This window comes from Jiella marina (assembly GCF_024359545.1).
Taxonomy (GTDB): Bacteria; Pseudomonadota; Alphaproteobacteria; order Rhizobiales; family Rhizobiaceae; genus Jiella.
Map to the genome: position 1 here is coordinate 50,105 of NZ_JAKQZG010000010.1, position 18,277 is coordinate 68,381.

An 18,277-nucleotide genomic window follows, 5' to 3' on the forward strand; every position below is an offset into this window, starting at 1 on the left:
CTCGGCTCTAACGCACCTCATCGGCGGCCGCGACGAAACGCTCGACGCGGGCCTGTTCGACCGGATTCCACCACACACCGCCCTCCTTCAGGGCGCTCGCGACGATGACGCCTTCCGTCTGCCCGAGAATGCGGGCGATATTCTCCGTGGTCGCACCGCTGCCGACGAGAATCGGCAGATCGGTGGCGGAACGGATCTCGTCGATCTCCTCGACCGTCGCCGCGTCACCCGTGCGATGCCCGGTGGCGATCACCGCATCGGCATCGAAGAAAGCGACGTCTCGGGTGAGTTCGACGATGGAGCGATCGGCGACGATGGCGTGGCTGCCGTGCTTGACGTGGCTGTCAGCGAAGACCTTGATGCCGTTCGCCCGAAGGTTCGCCCGATAGCGCAGCGCCTTGGCGGCCGCGCCCTCGACGAAGCCCTCATTGGCCACATAGGCGTTGGCCCACTGATTGACCCGAATGAAGTCCGCCCCGCCGGCCGCCGCGACAGCGAGCGCTGGAATTGCGGCATTAGCGAGAACGTTGATCCCGAGCGGAACCGCGAACTCGCGGCGGACGCGGTCGGTGATCACCGACATGAAGGCTGCCGTCTCGTGGCCGATGTCGTCGGGCTTCAGAAACGGGATGTCGCCATGGTTCTCGACGATCAGCCCGTCGAGTCCGCCTTTCACGTAGGCTTCCGCATCGCGCATCGCCCGGTCATAGATGGCCGAGACCGGCGCCCCGTCATATTGCGGCGAGCCGGGGAAAGAAATGCAGTGTATAACGCCAATCAAGATTTTATTTTTCTTGAAAATTTCTTTGACTGTTTTGCTTTTTTCTCTAGAAACAGGAGGCATTGTTTCGCCTTTTCGAGATTTTCATGGTCATTCATGTCATCGGCAACGTCGGCATCGACGAAACCTTTGTGATTGAAGCGCTACCGACGCCGGGGGAATCCATTCTCGGCCGTTCGGTCATGCGCGATATGGGCGGCAAGGGCGCCAATCAGGCGGTGGTTCTCACCCGCGCCGGCCTCTCCGTGCGTTTCGTCAGCGCCTGTGGTCGGGACGAGCGGGGCGACGAGATCCTGGGCATGCTCGCATCCGAAGGGTGCGAGACCGAAGCCATCCTGCGCCGCGACGTCGCGAGCGACGTGTCGGTCATCCTGTCGCTTCCGGCAGGCGAGAATTCGGTGATCACAACCACGGAGGCCGTCGAGACGATCGACGAGATGGCGGTCGCCGAGGCGCTGGGCTCCAGCCGGCCTGGCGACTGGCTGGTGCTTCAGGGCAATCTCACGGTTGCTACCACCCGGGCCGCGATCGCCATCGCCCGCGAAAAAGGTCTGGCGACGGCTTTCAATCCGTCTCCCATCAAAGCCGGCTTCGAAGCCCTGTTTGGCGACTGCGAACTCGTCATCGTCAATCAAAGCGAAGCGCAGGCCTTCACCGGTCGATCGGGCGAAGACGCGGCCCGCGCGATCGTCGAGAGGGGAGCTCGGAACGCGGTCGTGACGCTCGGGGCCGCGGGCAGCGTTCTCTGTCGCCGGGACGGCGCGATGCTGCGGGCAGAGCCCGCTCCGGCCACCGTCATCGACACGACCGGTGCGGGCGACAGCTTCGCCGCCATGCTTCTCGCCGCGCGTCTGCGTCGGGCCGAATTCGATATGGAATGCCTGATGGCAGCCGCTCGAGCGGCGGCGCTGACGATCGGCCGCCTCGGCTGCCGTCCCGCTTTTCCGAGCCGAGCGGAGATCGCCGAAATCCTCGACGTGGCACAGGCCGGCGACTGATTTCACCAGGCGATCCGCTTGCATCGGAAGAGGCCCTTTCCGGATCATCGCGCGTTCGTCAGCCAGCCGAGAATGTTGGTCCATAGCCGCTTGTAGCCGTCCCATTCGCAGAAGGCGGGCGAGAGCCAGTGCGGGCCGATATCCGAGGTCCAAGCGACGCTGCGACCTTTCCCATACTCGCCACAGACCAGAAGCGGGTGACCACCTTCGTCCTCGGGAAGCGTCGCGACGGTCTCGGCATTGTCCTTGGCCACCACCTCGTTTGCGCCGAGAAGCAGCGGCCATTCGCCCTCCAGACCTTCCAGCAGCTCGTGGCCGGGCGCCGTCTTGACGCCCTGCGCACCCTCCGGAATTTCGATCCGGTCGTCATAGGGCAGGCAGGTGACGGGCAGCACGTCCTCCACCGGCGTGCGCCGCCAGCGCGCTTTGCCGTCGATGCCCTGGAAGGAAAAATAGCCGCCGCACATCAGAAGGCCGCCGCCGGCGAGCGTCCAGTCGCGGATGAGCTTCAGCCGGTTCGGCACGGTCTGCATTTCGAGCCAGACCTTGGGCGGCAGAAGCAGGGAGTTGGCGCCGATATCCGACAGGATGATCGCGTCATAGGTGCTCAAGCCTGCCATGTCATAGGGAAAGCGATCGACCGCCTCATGGGCCGGCATGTAGGTGAGGTCGAACTCGGTTCCTTGGAGCGCCTTCACCAGCGGCTCGGCGCCGAGATGGAAGGTAACGCTGCCGAACTGGTCGAAGCCCTTGTAGTGGGTGGCGGAACTGATCCAGCTCTCGCCGACGAGGAGAACCTTCTTGGTCATGGGAGATCCCTTCTCGGGTGTCAGATGGCGGCGGCGTGAAAGACGCGTTGCGGATTTTCGACCATCAGCGCCTCGATCGTGGCGTCATCGGCGCCAAAGCGATTCAGGCGCGGCACGAAATTGCGCAGCACGTGGTCGTAGCCGAGGCCGCCATAGCGGGTGAGCATCATCTTCAGGAAGACGTCCTGGGAGAGGAGAAGCCGGCCGAGATGGCCCGCCTCGATCAGCCGCATGATCGCGGCGGCATTGTCGTCGTCCGAGGGGCACTGGACCTTCTGGTCGTCATACCAGAAGTCCATGCCGATCATGTCGTATTCCAGGAAGGCGCCGCGCCTGGCGAGCGCATCCTGGTAGGCGAAGTCGCCGTGGGACGGGTTCATGTGGCAGAGCACGGTCTGCGAAACGTCGCCGCCTTCCTCCTCGACGATGTCGAGCACCTTATGCGCGAGACGGAACCAGCCGGGCAGGTGCACCATCAGCGGCAGGCGCGTGCGCGCCTGGGCGCGAACCGCGCCGCGCAGGCTCTTCTCCTCGTCCGGCGTGAAGTCCGACGAGACGCCGATCTCCCCGATCAGCCCGATCTTCGCATCCGTCCCGTCGACACCGAGCGTGGCATCGGCGACGATCTCGTCGGCAACACCGTCGATCGAAAGGCTGGCGAGTTCCGGCGGGTGGGAGGACTGGAGATAGTAGCCCGCCCCCATCACGATCTGGAGGCCCGTCGCCTCGGCGATCCGGCGGAGCGCGCGCGGATTGCGCCCGATGCCCCGGCAGGTGGGATCGACGACGGTGCGCCCACCGAGCCCTGCGAAGCGCAAGAGTTCGGCGATCGCCAGGGGTTCGTCGTCCAGCGCGCAATTGTGGAGATTGACGAAGGGGTCCATTTTCAGCTCGCCGAGAATGCCGATATGGACCGGCTCGGTGGCGAGATGCAGCCGCTCTGGTTCTTCCGGCTTGTTCCACCAGCAGCGGCAGTCATTCAGGATATGCTCATGCATGAGGGTGACGCCCATCGCCTCGACCGGGATCGGGCCGTTCACGGTCATCACCTTGCCGGAGCCGACATGGGCCTCAGAGGTTTCGCGGGTGGTCGTGTCAGAGGTCATTTCTCTTTCCTCAACTCTTCTTGCGTCCGATCCTCAGCCCGGAGGCGAAGATGCGGGTGTTGAGCCAGATCGCCGCGAGAATGATCGCGCCGGTGACGATCTGGGTGAAGAAGGGCGAGACATGCATCAGGATCAGGCCGTTGCCGATTGCGGCGATGGTGAGGGTGCCGAGGACGGTGCCGATGATCGTGCCGCGCCCGCCCATCAGGGACGTGCCACCGAGGACGACGGCAGCGATCACATCGAGCTCGAAGCCGACGGCCGCATTGGACGAGCCCGAGCCGAGGCGCGCGGCGATCAACAGGCCCGCAAAGGCCGAAGCGACACCGGTGAGCCCGTAGACCGAAGCCGTGACCCAACGAGCTGGCATGCCGACCCGGCGCGCCGCCTCGCGATTGGCGCCGACGGCGATCACCTGCCGCCCATAGCGCATCCGGTCGAGCACCACATAGGCGACGATCGCGACCAGGATGCTGAGGATGGCCGGAATCGGCAGGCCGGCGATGGCACCGCGTCCGAGAAAGGTGAAGCCGTCCGCATCGCGGATCGGAACCGAATAGCCCTTGGTCAGGAGAAGCGCGACGCCCCGGAAGATCGAAAGGCCGGCGAGCGTGACGATGAAGGCGGGGATGTCCTGATGGGCGATGAACCAGCCCTGGGCGAGCCCGATCATGGCGCCCGCGGCAAGCATCATGGCAATCACCAACGGCCACGGAATGCCTGCCGCGATCGCAATGGCCGCCAGCGCATTGACCAGCGCCACCTGCGAGCCGACCGACAGGTCGATCCCGGCCGTGGTGATCACGAAGGTCATGGCGCTCGCCACGATCAGGATGGGAGCGGCCTGGCGCAGCAGATTGAGAATGTTGCCGCCGGTGAGAAACGTGTCCGTCATCGTGGCGAAGAACAGGACGCACACCAGGAAGAAGCCGGCGATCGACAGGACCTGGGCATGCTCGGCAAGGAAATCTTCGACAGCGGAGCCCTGGCCCCGTTCGGTATAGAGCGTCATGATGGGTCCCTCATCTCACGCTTTCGTCGCCGACGATCAGCCGGACGAGATCTTCCAGGCTCGTCTCCTGCACCTGGCGCTCGGCGACCTTGGTGCCCTCGTACATGACCGCGATCCGGTCGCAGACCCGGAAGAGGTCCTGCAGGCGGTGGGTGATCAGCACGACCGAGACGCCGGTCGCCTTGACCCGCTCGATCAGCGCAAGCACAGCCTCGACTTCCGCTACCGCCAGGGCAGAGGTCGGCTCGTCCATGATCAGCACCTGGGGCTGGAAGGATGCGGCGCGGGCGATCGCAATGGCCTGGCGCTGGCCGCCGGAAAGCTGCGCGACCTTGGCGGAGAGGTTGGGGATGCGGATGTCGAGCGCTTCGAGCATGTCCTTGGCCTTTTCGGCCATGGCGCGCTTGTCGAGAAAGCCGTTCTTCGTGATCTCTCGGCCAAGAAACAGATTGCCGGCGACGTCGATCGTGTCGCAGAGGCTCAGATCCTGAAACACCATCTCGATATGGCGCGCGCGGGCATCGGACGGGCCGGTCAGCCTTACGGCCTCGCCATCGATCGTCAGCGTGCCGCCATCGGGAATGTAGGTGCCGGAGAGGATCTTCGTCAGCGTCGACTTGCCGGCGGCGTTGTCGCCAACGAGTCCGAGACACTCGCCCGGATAAAGGTCGAGATCGACACCGCGCAGCGCTTCCACCGAGCCGAAGGTCTTGACGATGCCGCGCATCGAGACGCGCGGGCGCCGCCGGGCTGGCGCATCGTCGATCCGGTCTGATGGGAGGCCGGCTGAACCGGCCTCCGTCTTCGTTTCGCTTTCAGCGATCACTGGAAGGTCTCGCGATAGGGATCGACATTCTCCTTGGTCACGATCTCGACCGGCACCGAGATCGATTCCTCGACCGTGCCGCCCTCGCGCAGCGTTTCGAGCGCCTCGATCGCGGCCGCGCCCATACCCGCCGGATCCTGCTGGACCACGGCAAGGACGAAGCCTTCGTCGATCGCATCGATGACCTGGGCAGTCAGGTCCCAGCCGAAGATCGTGATGTCATCCTGCTTGCCCTGGCTCTCCACCGCGGCGATGGCGCCGACCAGAGCCGGCTCACCGGTGGCGTAGATCGCCGACAGGTTCGGATTGGCGGTGATCAGATTCTCGGCCGCCGCCAGCGCTTCGTCCTGGATGTTGCGGCCGTCGACGACGCCCGCCATCTCGACACCCTCGGTGCCTTCGATGGAGCTTTCGAAGCCCTCCTGGCGGACATTCTGGATATAGGAGTTGAGCGCCCCGACGATGCCGAGCGTCGCCGAACCGCCATTCTCCGAGACCCAGCTCTTGAAGTCTTCGCCGATCATGCCGCCGGCGGCCGCGTTGTCGACGCCGATCTGAGCTTTCTGGGGGCCGTCCGGCAGGATGGCGTCGACCGCGACCACCGGGATGCCGGCCTCGTCGGCGGCTTCCACAGCCGGCATGATGCCGTTGACGTCGATGGCGATGACGATCAGCCCGTCGACGCCCTGCTGGATATAGGTCTCGATGGCGTCGTTCTGGCGGGCCGGGTCGTCGTTCGCGTTGAAGACGACGAGTTCGGCACCGGCCTCGTCGGCGGCCTTCTGGGCGCCTTCGATCATCTGGTTGAAGAACAGCGCCTGCTGGTTGATCTGGATCATCGCATAGGTCGGGGTGTCGCCCTCCTGCGCGAAAGCGGGAGCGAACATGGTCGAGGCGAGAAGGGCTCCCCCCGCAAGGGCGAGGACGCTTCGTCTCTTGAGGCTGTGCAGCATGTCAATTCCTTCCGCTGATGGCCGCCGCGCGTTCGCGCACGGTCTCCGTCGGCGGCTGGACGGAGGCGCGATGGACGATTTCGACGGGAAGCAGCTCGGGCGGCGGCGCCTCGGCGGGCCGCGCATCGAGCGATGCCAGAAGTTCGACGCCGCGCCGGCCGATCTCGCGCACCGGCTGGCGGATCGTGGTCAGCGGCGGGTCGATGAGGTGCAGCGGCCCGGTGTCGTCGAAGCCGATGAGCGAAAGTTCGGCCGGAACCCGGATCCCGGCGTCTCGGAAGACTTCGAGAAGGCCGAGTGCGATCTCGTCGGAGGCAGCGAAGAGCGCCGTGGCCGGCAGGCCGCGCTCGATGAACTCGGCGGCCGCCCTGCGGCCGAAGGCGCGGGTGTAATCCCCATGGCTGACGAAGGAGACCTGGCCGCCGCCATCGCAGATCTGCCGCGCAAAGCCGCCGAGGCGCCCGGAGGTGGAGATCATCGCCGCATCGCTACCGACGAAACCGACATGACGATGCCCGCTGGCGAGAAAGGCTTCGGCCGCAAGACGCCCGGCCGCCTCGTTGTCGCAGTAGATCTTCGGAACGCCCACTCCGGGAACGTCCTCGTCGAGCACGACCACCCGCTCGACGCGGTCGATCTCGGCGGCGAGCGCGCCGGTCTGGTCGATATGGTTGGTGACGAAGATCAGCCCGTCGACCTCGTTATGGCGCAACTGGTCGAGATATTTGAGCTCGCGCCCCGGCCGGTTGAGACTGGAACGCAGTGCGACGCCGAGGCCGCGTGCGTCCGCCTCCTCTTCCACCGCTGCCGCAAGGGTCGCGAAGAAGGGATTGGCGATGTCGGGGATCACCAGTCCGATCGTGTCGGAGCGGCCGAGGCTGAGGCGCCTGGCATGGGGGTTCGGCCGGTAGCCGAGCTCTGCGATCGCCGCTTCGATCCGGGCAACCGTTGCATCGGGCAGCGTAAGTGACCGGTTGAGATGGCGCGAAACGGTGGCGACCGAGACACCCGCGGCCTTTGCCACGTCGCGGAGATTGGCGAGCCGCTTCGTGCCGGCGAGCTTGGTGGTCGAAGCGTCACCGGACATCTGCGGTGCGTTCGCGGCTCCCGTTGTCTTCGGTCCACCGATCATGCGGCTCTCGACGGCTCCATTTGTAAAGCGGTTTAGTAAACCCGTTTACCAATGTGCCACACGTCAGATTTTGTGCAAGCCTATTTTTCTGGCAGCTCACGCTGATCTTGTATCGAGGTATGACTGCTCGAAGCATGGCGGGTCGAAACCCCGCGGCTCGATCTCGCTTCGTCTCGCGGCCGGCCCACGAAGTCGCAGGCTCCCCAGCCTTCTTTACGCGTGCTTCAAGCGCGAGAAGGAATCGCGCGGGTTCAGGCAAATCCGGATGCGAACGCAGTTGTTCGAGAGGCGGCGAGGCCCCCAACGCAAGGACCTTGTCTCTTCAAGACCGCGACTGCCTCACCAAGCCTCCTTGTAGATCGCCAGGGCGTCAGCCTCGCTTACCTCGCGCGGATTGTTGACGAGGAGGCGCGTCTGTTTCATCGCATCCGCCGCCATGCGGGGGAGCGCGTCTTCGGGAATGTCGACGTCGCGCAGGCGGGTGGGCATCGAAAGCCTGATGCGCAGTGCCTCGAGTTCGCCGATGAAGGCGTCGGCGCGGGCCTGGGTGCCGATCTCTCCGAGCTTCGGAAAGGCGTCCGCCGCGATCTCGGCATAGGTGCCGGCCGCTTCTGGCAGGTTGAAGCGCAGCACCGCCGGCAGGACGAGCGCGTTCGAAAGCCCGTGCGGAATGTGGAAGATGCCCCCGACCGGATAGGCCAGCGCATGGACGGCGGCGACCGGCGAATTGGCGAAGGCCTGGCCGGCGAGCATCGAGCCGAGCAGCATCGCGCCGCGCGCCTCGCGGTTGGCGCCGTCATGGACCGCCGTCTCGATATGGGCGCCGAGAAGCCGCAATGCCTCGCGCGCAAGGGTGCGCGACAGTGGATTGTTGTTGGGGCTGGTCGACGCATAGGCCTCGATCGCATGCACCATGGCGTCGACGCCGGTCGCCGCGGTGATGGCGGGCGGCAGGCCGAGCGTCAGATCCGGATCAAGCACCGCAATGTCCGGCATTATGACGGGGCTCGAAACGCCGCGCTTCTCGTTCTCGCCCATGGTGATGATCGAGACCGGCGTCACCTCGGACCCGGTGCCTGACGTGGTCGGGATGAGAACCAGTGGCAGGCGCGGGCCCCTGGCGTTGCCGACGCCCCAGGCTCCGTCGAGATCCTCGCCCGATCCGAGGAGCAGCGCAGCGAGCTTCGCCACGTCGAGCGAGGATCCGCCGCCGAAACCGACAACGCCTGTGACGTCAGCCGACCGACCTGCTTCGATCGCGCCCATCAGCGTGGCATGCGAGGGATCGGCTTCCACCGTATCGAACACCGTGACGACTGTTCCTGCCGCCTCGAGTGCCGCTATGGCCGGATTGCAGAGCCCGAGCTTGCAGATGCCGGGATCGGTGACGAGAAGGACCCGCTCGCCGAGACGCGGGCCGGCGACCGTTGCGAGATCCGCCGACGCACCGGGCCGGAACACGATGGCGTGCGGCGTATGGAAGGCGAAAGGGTTCATGTCGGTCACGCTGGTCTCGTTCGAAATGATGCCGCGATTATCCCGGATCAGGACCGGCCGCGCCAGCTTTTCCAGCGATAGCCGATCTCGCCGACGATCCCGCGCCGGAACAGGAGAACGCAGAAGACGAAGACCCCGCCCTGCACGATGGTGGAGATCGAGCCGATCTGCGCGAGTTCGTTCTGCAGGATGACGATGATCGACGCGCCGACAATGGGCCCGAGCATCGTGCCGATGCCGCCGAGAACGGCCATCAGGACGACTTCGCCGCTCATCTGCCATTGCACGTCGGTCAGCGAGGCGAGTTGGAACACCATCACCTTGGTCGAGCCGGCCAGACCGGCAAGCGCCGCCGAAAGCACGAAGGCGAGCAGCTTGTAGCGGTCGGCGTCGTAGCCGAGCGAGATGGCACGGGGCTCGTTCTCGCGGATCGACTTCAGCACCTGGCCGAAGGGCGAGTGAACGGCGCGATAGACGATGAAGACGCCGATACAGAAGACCGCCAGCACCAGATAATAGACGCTCATATTGCTCGACATGTCGATCAGGCCGAAGAGCGGGCGCCGGGGAATTCCCTGCATGCCGTCCTCGCCGCCGGTGAATTCGAGCTGGATGCAGGCGAAATACACCATCTGCGAAAGCGCCAGCGTGATCATCGCGAAATAGATGCCCTGCCGGCGGATCGCCAGAAGCCCCATGACGAGGCCGAGGAGAGCTGCAGTCGCAGTTCCGACGAGGATGCCGAGTTCGGCCGTCAGCCCGAGCGACTGCAGGCAATAGCCGGTGACGTAGGCCGAGAAGCCGAAGAAGGCGGCGTGGCCGAAGGAGAGAAGCCCGGCAAAGCCGAGCAGCAGGTTGAAGGCGGCGGCGAAGAGCGCGAAGCACAAGACCTTCGCGACCATCACCGGATAGACGAAATGGGGGATCACGAGCAGGAAAACGAGTCCGATCAGCGCCCAGAGCCTGAGGTCGGCAATCAGCGGCGTCCGAGACTGTGCTTCCGCGTTCCCCGCATCGGACAATTCGCCGGATCGTTTGACGGAGGTCTCGCTCATGGCGTCAGGCCGCCTTTCCGAACAGGCCGGCGGGGCGCACGATGAGCACCACGGCCATGACCACGAAGATGATGATGTTGGAGGCCTCCGGGTAGAAGACGCGCGTCAGGCCTTCGAACAGACCGAGCATGAAGCCGGAGGCGATGGCGCCCTTGATCGAGCCGAGACCGCCGATGACGACGATGGCGAAGACGACGATGATGATGTTCGACCCCATCAGCGGGTTCACCGAGTAGATCGGCGCCGCGAGCACGCCGGCGAAGGCCGCGAGTCCGACGCCCAGCCCGTAGGTGAGGGTGACGAGCAGCGGAACATTGACGCCGAAGGCGCGCACCAGATCGGCGTTCTCCACGGCCGCGCGCATGGTCGCGCCGAGCCGCGTCTGTTCGATCAGGAACCAGGTCGCGCCGCAGACGATCACCGCGGCGACGATCACCCAGGCGCGGTAGGTCGGCAGGAACATGAAGCCGAGATTGAAGCCGCCCTGGAGCGAGGCGGGGATGGCATAGGTCTCGCCGGAAACGCCGTAGACCTGGCGGAAGATGCCTTCGAGCAGAAGCGCGAGGCCGAAGGTGAGGAGCAGGCCGTAGAGATGGTCGAGATCGGCGATCGGCCTGAGCAGAAAGCGCTCGATCACCATGCCGAAGGCGCCGACGATCAGCGGCGACAGGATGAGCGCCGGCCAGTAGCCGATGCCCACATAGTCGAGCAGCAGGAAGGCCACGAAGGCGCCGACCATGTAGAGCGCGCCATGGGCGAAATTGACGATGTTGAGAAGCCCGAAGATCAGGGCGAGCCCGAGGCTGAGCACCGCGTAGAACGCGCCGTTGATCAGGCCGATCAGCAACTGGCCCATGAAGACGGGCAGGGGAATGCCGAGAAAGTCCATGCGTCAGGTCATGTCCTTCGAAAGGGGCGGCGGCGGGCGGATTATCGTGTCGCCTCGCCGCCGACCGGACCGGTCCGGTCCTTCGGGTTCTGGCCCGAAGGCCTAGTTGCTCTGCTCGCCGCCGGAGGCCATTTCCTTGGCCGCCTCGCAGGAGCCGTCCTCGATCGACTGGAAGGCCTGATCACCCGGAATGGTGCGGATGATGTTGTAGTAGTCCCACTTGCCTTCGCTCTCGTCCGGGGTCTTCACCTGAGCGAGGAACATGTCGTGCTCCATCAGGCCGTCGGCGCGCACCTTGCCATTCCGGGCGAAGGCATCCTCGATCGGCATGGTCTTGAGCTGGGCGATGACCTGTTTGGAATCGTCCGTCCCGGCCGCCTCGACCGCCTTGAGGTACTGAAGCGCGGAAGAATACATGCCCGCCTGCACCATGGTGGGCTTCGAGCCGGTCTTCTCCTCGAACTTCGCGCTCCACTCGCGCGCCTGTTCGTCCTGGTCCCAGTAGAAACCGGTTGTCAGGGTCAGGCCCTGCGCCGCGTCGAGGCCGAGGGCGTCGACATCGGTCAGGAAGAGAAGCAGCGAGGCGAGCTTCTGGCCGCCCTGGACGATGCCGAATTCCTGCGCCTGCTTGACCGAGTTCTGGGTGTCGGTGCCGGCATTGGCCAAGCCGATCACCTGCGCGCCGGAGCCCTGCGCCTGCAGGAGGAAGGACGAAAAGTCCTGGGTCGGGAAGGGCGCTGCGACACTGCCGACGACTTCGCCGCCATTCTCCTTCACCGCATTCTCGGCCGTCTTCTGGAGATTATGCCCGAAGGTGTAGTCGGCGGTGATGAAGTACCAGGACTCGTTGCCCTCCTTCACCATGGCGACGGCGGTGCCGTTCGACAGCGCATCGGTGTCGTAGGTCCAGTGCAGGCCGGTCTCGGGCGCGCAACTCTCATTGGTCAGGCTGTTCGACGCCGCACCATTGTTGATGTAGGCGACGCCCTTCTCGCTGGTGATCTCCTGGAGCGCGATGCCGACGCCGGAATTCGCGCCGCCGAGAATGAGGTCGACATTCTCCTGGTCCGCCCATTCCCGGGCAATGTTGGAGCCGATATCCGCCTTGTTCTGATGGTCGGCGGAGACGAGTTCGACCGGTGCGCCATTCACCTCGCCGCCCATTTCCTCGATCGCCATTTCGACGGCTGCGACGGAGCCCTGTCCGTCGAGGGCCGAATAGGCACCCGACATGTCGAGGATCATGCCGATCTTCACCGCGTCATTGCTGATTCCGCCGCCGTCCTGGGCGTTGGCGGCCGTGGCGAGCGCAGTCGCGGCGCCGGCCATGAGAATCGTCTTCATCAGTTTCATGTGTTTCCTCCCTTGAAGGTTCATCCGTCGAACCGAAGTCCGAACTCTAGAGCAGGATGCCAGCATGTTGAATTGCAGGACCTGCTCCAACTCCCTGTTTGTCGACATGACGCCATCGAAGACGTCATGAGCCTTCCGGCATCGTCATTCAGACGCCGAGATAGCCGGTAATCTTCTCCCTGTTGGCGGCAACCTCGTCCCGCTCGAAGCGGTCGACGACCTCGCCATGCTCGACAACATAGTGGCGGTCTCCCACCCGCTCGGCAAAACGGAAGTTCTGCTCGACCAGAAGGATCGTGAAGCCTTCCTCCCGAAGCTTGGTGATAATCTCACCGATCTTCTCGACGATGACGGGGGCAAGCCCTTCCGTCGGCTCGTCGAGAAGCAGAAGCCGCGCGCCGGTTCTCAGGATCCGGGCGATGGCCAGCATCTGCTGTTCGCCGCCGGAGAGCTTGGTCCCCTGGCTGTTTCCACGGGTCTTCAGGATCGGGAAGAGCTCGTAGACCCGCTCCGTGCTCATTCCGCCCTGGGCGATTTCCGGCGGCAGGAGCAGGTTTTCCTTCACGGTGAGCGAGGAAAAGATACCCCGCTCCTCCGGGCAGAAGGCGATGCCGGAGCGCGCGATCTGATTCGCCGAGAGCTTGATGGTCTCTTTGCCCTCGTAGCGGACCGATCCGCTCCGCTGCTTCACCAGCCCCATGATCGAACGAAGCGTCGTCGTCTTGCCGGCGCCGTTGCGGCCCAGCAGCGTGACGATCTCGCCCTTGCCGACCTCGAAGCTCATGCCGTGGAGGATATGGCTTTCGCCGTACCAGCTCTGCAGTTGGTCGACGACAAGAAGCGGCTCAGCCATACACTTCACCCATATAGGCCGACCGGACCTCGCGATTGTTGCTGACCTCGTCATAGGTCCCCTCGGCGAGCACGGCGCCGAGTTGGAGAACCGTGATCCGATCGGACAGATCGGCGACGACATTCAGATTGTGTTCGACCATCAGGACGGTGCGTCCCTTCGCCACCCGGCGGATGATCTCCGCCACGCGCGCGACGTCGCCCGTGCCCATGCCGGCCATCGGTTCGTCCAGCATCAGGACCTTCGGGTCCATGGCAAGCGTCGTGGCGAGCTCCAGAAGCCGCTTGCGGCCATAGGGAAGCTCGCTCGCCAGGCTCTTCTCGGAGCCTTCGAGGCCGACATCGGCGAGGATCGCGCGCGCGTCGTCGTTGAGCACGTCGAGGTCCGATTCGGGCTTCCAGAAGTGGTAGGAATTGTGCATCCGCCGCTGCAGGGCGACGCGGATGTTCTCGAGCAGCGTCAGATGCGGAAACACCGAGGAGATCTGAAAGCTGCGAATCGCACCGCGCCGCGCGATCTGCGCCGGCTTCTCCCCGGTGATGTCGACGCCATCGAGATGGATCGACCCGCTCGTCGGTTCGAGAAACTTGGTGATCAGGTTGAACATCGTGCTCTTGCCGGCGCCGTTCGGGCCGATCAAGGCATGTATGGTCCCTCGCTCGACATGCAGAGACACGCCGTCGACAGCCGTGAAGCCTTTGAAGGATTTCGTCAAATCACGCGTTTCGATCGCGTAATCCGTTTTCGGCAAGTGCTCCTCCCACAGAGTTGCCCGGATCGCAGGTCGGTTGGAGGTGATCCAACAGGAGTGCGACGTTAACGTCAAAGAAAATCATGAAGCGGGACGATTTATCCCAGTTTCCGTGATCCAGCTGGCTATCGACCTTCAATGACCTCCCATCCCCGTTCGGCGAAACGTTCGGCCAGCGGGCCGTATCGCGCGGCCTGGGGATCGGCGGCATTGCCGGCCCGCGCGCGATCGGCAATGCCGACGAAGATGACAGCGAAGCGAAACAGCGAAAAGGCGAGATGGAACGGCGTCGGGGCCGGCATGCCCGGCAATGTCTGCCGATAGCGGTCGACGAACTCGGCCTCGCTCGGAATGCCAAGCGATTCGCGGTCGAGGCCGAGAATGCCGCCATATTCGTCCGGCGCCGTGTGCCATGGCATGCAGCAGAAGGCGAGATCGGCCAGAGGGTGACCGATGGTCGAGAGCTCCCAGTCGAGGACTGCCGCGACCTTCGGTTCGCTCGGATGAAAGAGCAGATTGCCGACCCGGAAATCGCCATGGGCGATCCCGGCGCGCCCATCGTCCGGCGGCTGGTTCGCCTCCAGCCACTCGCCGAGCTTCTGAAGCCGCGGAATCGGCTTGCCGGTCGACGCGGCCAGCGCCCGGCTCCAGCGGCTGATCTGCCGGGCGAAATAGTCTCCGGGCTTGCCGAAGTCGCCAAGGCCAACGGCCTCGTGGTTGACGGCATGGAGCTTCGCCAGCGTCTCGGCGATCGAAAAATACATCTGGCGACGCTCGTCCGGCGAAGCTTCGTCCATCGCCGCTTCCATGAAAACGCGGCCGTCGACGCGCTCCATCAGATAGAAGGGCGTGCCGAGAAGCGCCGGATCGTCGTGATAGAGGATCGTCCGGGGCACCGGCACATCGGTCTTCGACAGCGCTTCGAGCACGCGATATTCGCGATCGACCGCATGCGCGCCCTTCAGGAGCTCGCCCGGCGGCTGCTTGCGCAGAACCATGCGGCGGGCGCCGTGGCTGACGAAGTAGGTCGGGTTGGACTGCCCGCCGCCGATGCGTTCGATTTCTCGCTGATCGGAATGCCCGAACCGCTCGTCGAGAAAGGCGAAGAAGGCGTCCGCATCGATGCCGAGGGCCGGGTCCGGTCCCGGTTTCTCGTCCACGTTCCTGCGCGTGTCACTCATCGCCTGCGCCTTTCGATCTACCGGCTTCCTCGCGCAGCACGAATTTCTGGATCTTCCCCGTCGCCGTCTTCGGCAGTTCGCAGAAGGCCCAGGCGCGCGGGATCTTGAAGCCCGGAAGATGCTCCCGGCAGAACGCCGTATAGGCGGCTTCGTCGGGCCGGGTGCCCGGCTTCACCTCCACGAAGGCCATCGGGATCTCTCCCCATTTCTCGTCCGGCCGGGCAACAACCGCCGCCATCACAACATCCGGATGGCGCGAAAGCACGCTTTCGACCTCCAGCGAGGACACGTTCTCGCCGCCGGTGATGATCACGTCCTTGGCCCGATCCTTGATCTCGACATGGCCGTCCGGATGCATGACGGCGAGGTCGCCGGTGTGAAAGCCGCCGCCCGAAAAGGCTTCCTCGGTCGCCTCCGGGTTGCGGTAATAGCCGGCGAGAAGCGTGTTGCCGGACAGGAGGATCTCCCCGATCGTGGTCCCGTCCTTCGGGACATCGGCGCCATGCTCGTCCACGACGCGGATGCGGTTGGCGGTCGGATGGCGGATGCCCTGTCGGGCAAGCAGCTCGGCACGCTCCTCGACGGCGAGCCCGGTTTCGGCCTCGGCGAGCTCGCGCAGCGAGGTCGGGCCGTAGCATTCGGTCAGACCGTAGAGATGAATGAAGTCGAAGCCGAGCGCGTCCATCTGCTGGATGAGGCCCGCTGTCGGTGCTGCGCCGCCGGTCGCCACCGTGAGCCGTGCGGTCGGATCGCGCGTCTCCTTCGCCGGATGATTGATCAGCATGTAGAGAACGACGGGCGCGCAGGAGAGGTGGGTCGTGCCATGTTTCGCGATCGCCTCGAAGATCGCCTGCGGCTCGACCTTGTCGAGGCAGATATGGGTACCGCCCGCCGCCGTGACCGCCCAAGTGTGGCACCAGCCATTGCAGTGGAACATCGGCAGCGTCCACAGATAGGCCGTGGCGCGGTCGAAACCAAGCGCCATGACGTTGCCAATGGCGTTGAGATAGGCGCCCCGATGGTGGAGCACGACGCCCTTCGGGTTGCCGGTCGTACCGGACGTATAGTTCAGCGCGATGGGCTGCCACTCGTCGGTAACGGCGGCGGTCAGATCGAACTCAGGCGCGGGTTCCCCGGCAAGCAGCGTCAGGCCTTGGCCGGTTTCACCATTCTCCGCGAACGTCTCGATCGGAACACCCGTATCCTCGGCGGCCCCGGTGGCGACGGATGCACAGGTCGGATCTGCCAGGATAAGCCGGCTTTCGGCATGGCCCAGAATGAAGGCGACGGCCGCCCGGTCGATCCGCGTATTGATCGAGTTCAGGACGGCACCGACCGCCGGCACCGCGTAGTGGGCGGCAAGCATTTCCGGACGGTTCGGGCACATGATGGAAACGACGTCGCCCGGCGCGACGCCGCGCTGTCTCAGATGAGCCGCCAGCCGCAGGACCGCGCCGTGAAACTCGCTCCATGTCCAGGAACGATCACGCCAGATGACCGCTGGCCGATCAGGATAGGTTGAAACGGCCCGCTCCAGAAAGTCGAGCGGCGTCAGCGGTCGGAAATTCGCCGAGCGAGGCGCCAGATGCGGCTCAAGACGCATTGCCGGCCTCTCCCGCGACATCCCAGCGCCAGAAATCCGTCCCCTGCTCGTTCAGATGGCGGTTGAGCACCATTTGATGGACTTCGTCCGCGCCGTCCACCAGCCGGGCTTGGCGGGCGTAGCGGTAGATCCATTCGAGCGGCGTATCCCTGGAATAGCCGCGCGCGCCATTGATCTGGATCGCCCGGTCCGCTGCCGTGTGCAGGAGGTTGGCGACATGGATCTTCGCCATCGACACCTCCTTCTGGGCATAGCCTCCGCGATCGATCTCCCAGGCCGCCTTCATGACCAGCATGCGCCCGATCTCGATCTGCATGGCGAGATCGCCGAGCATCAATTGCACGCTTTCCCGGTCGGCGAGTTTGATGCCGAAGCCCTCGCGCCGTGCCGCATAGTCCGAGCCGATCTCGACGCAGCGCTTGGCAAGGCCGAGCCAGCGCATGCAATGGGTGAGACGCGCCGGACCGAGCCGCGTCTGCACGACCTTGAGTCCGCGTCCTTCCTCCAGAAGGATGTTCTCGTTCGGGATGCGCAAACCGTCGAATTCCAGCTCGCAGTGGCCGCCATGTTCCTCCGGTCCCATGATCGGGATGCGGCGGAGAATGCGCCAGCCAGGTTGGTCGCGGTGGAACAGGAAGCAGGTGTGGCCGCGCCGCTTGTCGTCGCTGGTGCGGGCGAGCAGCAGGAAATGTTCGGCTGCCTCCGCCCCGGTGATGAACCATTTGCGGCCCGAAACGACCCATTCGTCGCCATCACGCACGGCCCGCGTCAGCATCATGCCCGGATCCGAGCCGCCGCCGGGCGCGGGCTCGGTCATTGCGAAGGCCGAGCGCACCTTGCCTCCGACGATCGGCTTCAGCCAGCGCTCTTTCTGCTCGGGCGTTCCCAGCGCTTCGAGCACCATCATGTTGCCGTCGTCGGGTGCAGCCGAATTGAATACGACGGGGCCGAAGATCGAGCGGTTCATGGTCTCGTAACTGACCGCCATGCCCATCTTGCCGAGACCACCGCCGCCGCTCTCGGGCTTCAGTTGCAGGCACCAGAGACCTCGCTCCCTGGCTTTTTCGCGAAGCTCGTGAAGCAGCGGTTCGACGATGTTTCCATGGCTGTCATAGGCCGCCGGGTCGGCCTCGTGCGGCATGATCTCGGTTTCGACGAAGGCGGCAATGCGCGATCGAATGGCTTCGAGTTCGGCCGGTATCGTGAAGTCCATGGCTCAGGCGTCCTCGTTGCCGAAGGCGGGAGCGAGCACGCACGTCGGGCATTCCGCGCTTTCGAAGCTGCGGGACATGGGAACGGATTGCTGTCGGAATTTCGATCTGGTCTGCAAGAAGCGCCTCCCAACGCATCCTGTCGTCTCTCGGCTTTCGGAAGAGCGTTCTCTTCGCATGTGAGCCTTGCGAATGGCAAACTAGTGGATCGAATTTGACATTCGACACCCTCTTGGTTTCGAGCGTCGCATCGAATGTCAAATTCGA

At 64.6% G+C, this 18,277-nt stretch carries 17 protein-coding genes; 1 reads left to right on the forward strand and 16 read right to left on the reverse strand.

Annotated elements, in window-relative coordinates; all coding sequences use genetic code 11:
• Positions 1 to 7: 7 nt before the first annotated feature.
• A complete protein-coding gene (locus MF134_RS16595) occupies positions 8 to 844 on the reverse strand; it encodes a BtpA/SgcQ family protein (RefSeq protein ID WP_255340591.1) in 837 nt (278 codons plus the stop codon).
• 23 nt (positions 845 to 867) lie between these two features.
• Here MF134_RS16595 and MF134_RS16600 point away from each other — a divergent pair, with 23 nt between their 5' ends.
• Complete coding sequence (locus MF134_RS16600) at positions 868 to 1,779, forward strand: PfkB family carbohydrate kinase (RefSeq protein ID WP_255340592.1); 912 nt, start codon at positions 868 to 870, stop codon at positions 1,777 to 1,779.
• Between the two features lie 44 nt (positions 1,780 to 1,823).
• On the opposite strand, the gene MF134_RS16605 is transcribed toward MF134_RS16600, so the two are convergent.
• The 15 genes from MF134_RS16605 to MF134_RS16675 form a co-directional block, all read right to left on the reverse strand.
• Positions 1,824 to 2,588: a glutamine amidotransferase gene (locus MF134_RS16605; protein WP_255340593.1), complete on the reverse strand. Its 765-nt coding sequence runs from the start codon at positions 2,586 to 2,588 to the stop codon at positions 1,824 to 1,826.
• A 20-nt stretch (positions 2,589 to 2,608) separates the two neighbouring features.
• Entirely contained in the window at positions 2,609 to 3,694 is a 1,086-nt protein-coding gene (locus MF134_RS16610; protein ID WP_255340594.1) for a phosphotriesterase family protein, read from the reverse strand.
• A 10-nt stretch (positions 3,695 to 3,704) separates the two neighbouring features.
• Positions 3,705 to 4,706 carry an ABC transporter permease gene (locus MF134_RS16615; protein WP_255340595.1) on the reverse strand — a complete coding sequence of 334 codons (1,002 nt, stop codon included), beginning with the start codon at positions 4,704 to 4,706 and terminating at the stop codon, positions 3,705 to 3,707.
• Positions 4,707 to 4,716: 10 nt separating this feature from the next.
• Positions 4,717 to 5,472, reverse strand: a complete 756-nt coding sequence (locus MF134_RS16620; protein ID WP_255340734.1) for an ATP-binding cassette domain-containing protein — start codon at positions 5,470 to 5,472, stop codon at positions 4,717 to 4,719.
• Between the two features lie 56 nt (positions 5,473 to 5,528).
• Positions 5,529 to 6,419, reverse strand: a complete 891-nt coding sequence (locus MF134_RS16625; protein WP_457590017.1) for a substrate-binding domain-containing protein — start codon at positions 6,417 to 6,419, stop codon at positions 5,529 to 5,531.
• 67 nt (positions 6,420 to 6,486) lie between these two features.
• On the reverse strand, positions 6,487 to 7,572 hold the full coding sequence (locus MF134_RS16630; RefSeq protein ID WP_255340735.1) for a LacI family DNA-binding transcriptional regulator: 1,086 nt from the start codon (positions 7,570 to 7,572) through the stop codon (positions 6,487 to 6,489).
• 384 nt (positions 7,573 to 7,956) lie between these two features.
• Entirely contained in the window at positions 7,957 to 9,114 is a 1,158-nt protein-coding gene (locus tag MF134_RS16635) for an iron-containing alcohol dehydrogenase (protein WP_255340736.1), read from the reverse strand.
• A 47-nt stretch (positions 9,115 to 9,161) separates the two neighbouring features.
• On the reverse strand, positions 9,162 to 10,169 hold the full coding sequence (locus MF134_RS16640; RefSeq protein ID WP_255340597.1) for a branched-chain amino acid ABC transporter permease: 1,008 nt from the start codon (positions 10,167 to 10,169) through the stop codon (positions 9,162 to 9,164).
• 4 nt (positions 10,170 to 10,173) lie between these two features.
• A complete protein-coding gene (locus tag MF134_RS16645) occupies positions 10,174 to 11,058 on the reverse strand; it encodes a branched-chain amino acid ABC transporter permease (protein ID WP_255340598.1) in 885 nt (294 codons plus the stop codon).
• A gap of 102 nt (positions 11,059 to 11,160) precedes the next feature.
• Positions 11,161 to 12,411 (reverse strand): ABC transporter substrate-binding protein, encoded by a 1,251-nt coding sequence (locus MF134_RS16650; protein WP_255340599.1) that lies wholly within the window; start codon positions 12,409 to 12,411, stop codon positions 11,161 to 11,163.
• Positions 12,412 to 12,559: 148 nt separating this feature from the next.
• The gene (locus tag MF134_RS16655; protein ID WP_255340600.1) at positions 12,560 to 13,264 is read right to left on the reverse strand and encodes an ABC transporter ATP-binding protein; all 705 of its coding nucleotides are present in this window, start codon (positions 13,262 to 13,264) and stop codon (positions 12,560 to 12,562) included.
• Positions 13,257 to 14,015, reverse strand: a complete 759-nt coding sequence (locus MF134_RS16660) for an ABC transporter ATP-binding protein (protein ID WP_255340601.1) — start codon at positions 14,013 to 14,015, stop codon at positions 13,257 to 13,259. Before MF134_RS16660 ends, MF134_RS16655 begins: the two co-directional genes overlap by 8 nt.
• 125 nt (positions 14,016 to 14,140) lie before the next feature.
• Positions 14,141 to 15,196: a phosphotransferase family protein gene (locus MF134_RS16665; protein ID WP_255340602.1), complete on the reverse strand. Its 1,056-nt coding sequence runs from the start codon at positions 15,194 to 15,196 to the stop codon at positions 14,141 to 14,143.
• Positions 15,189 to 16,799, reverse strand: coding sequence for an AMP-binding protein (locus MF134_RS16670; RefSeq protein ID WP_255340603.1), 1,611 nt, complete (start codon positions 16,797 to 16,799; stop codon positions 15,189 to 15,191). Before MF134_RS16670 ends, MF134_RS16665 begins: the two co-directional genes overlap by 8 nt.
• Complete coding sequence (locus tag MF134_RS16675) at positions 16,789 to 18,012, reverse strand: acyl-CoA dehydrogenase family protein (RefSeq protein WP_255340604.1); 1,224 nt, start codon at positions 18,010 to 18,012, stop codon at positions 16,789 to 16,791. Before MF134_RS16675 ends, MF134_RS16670 begins: the two co-directional genes overlap by 11 nt.
• Positions 18,013 to 18,277: the final 265 nt, after the last annotated feature.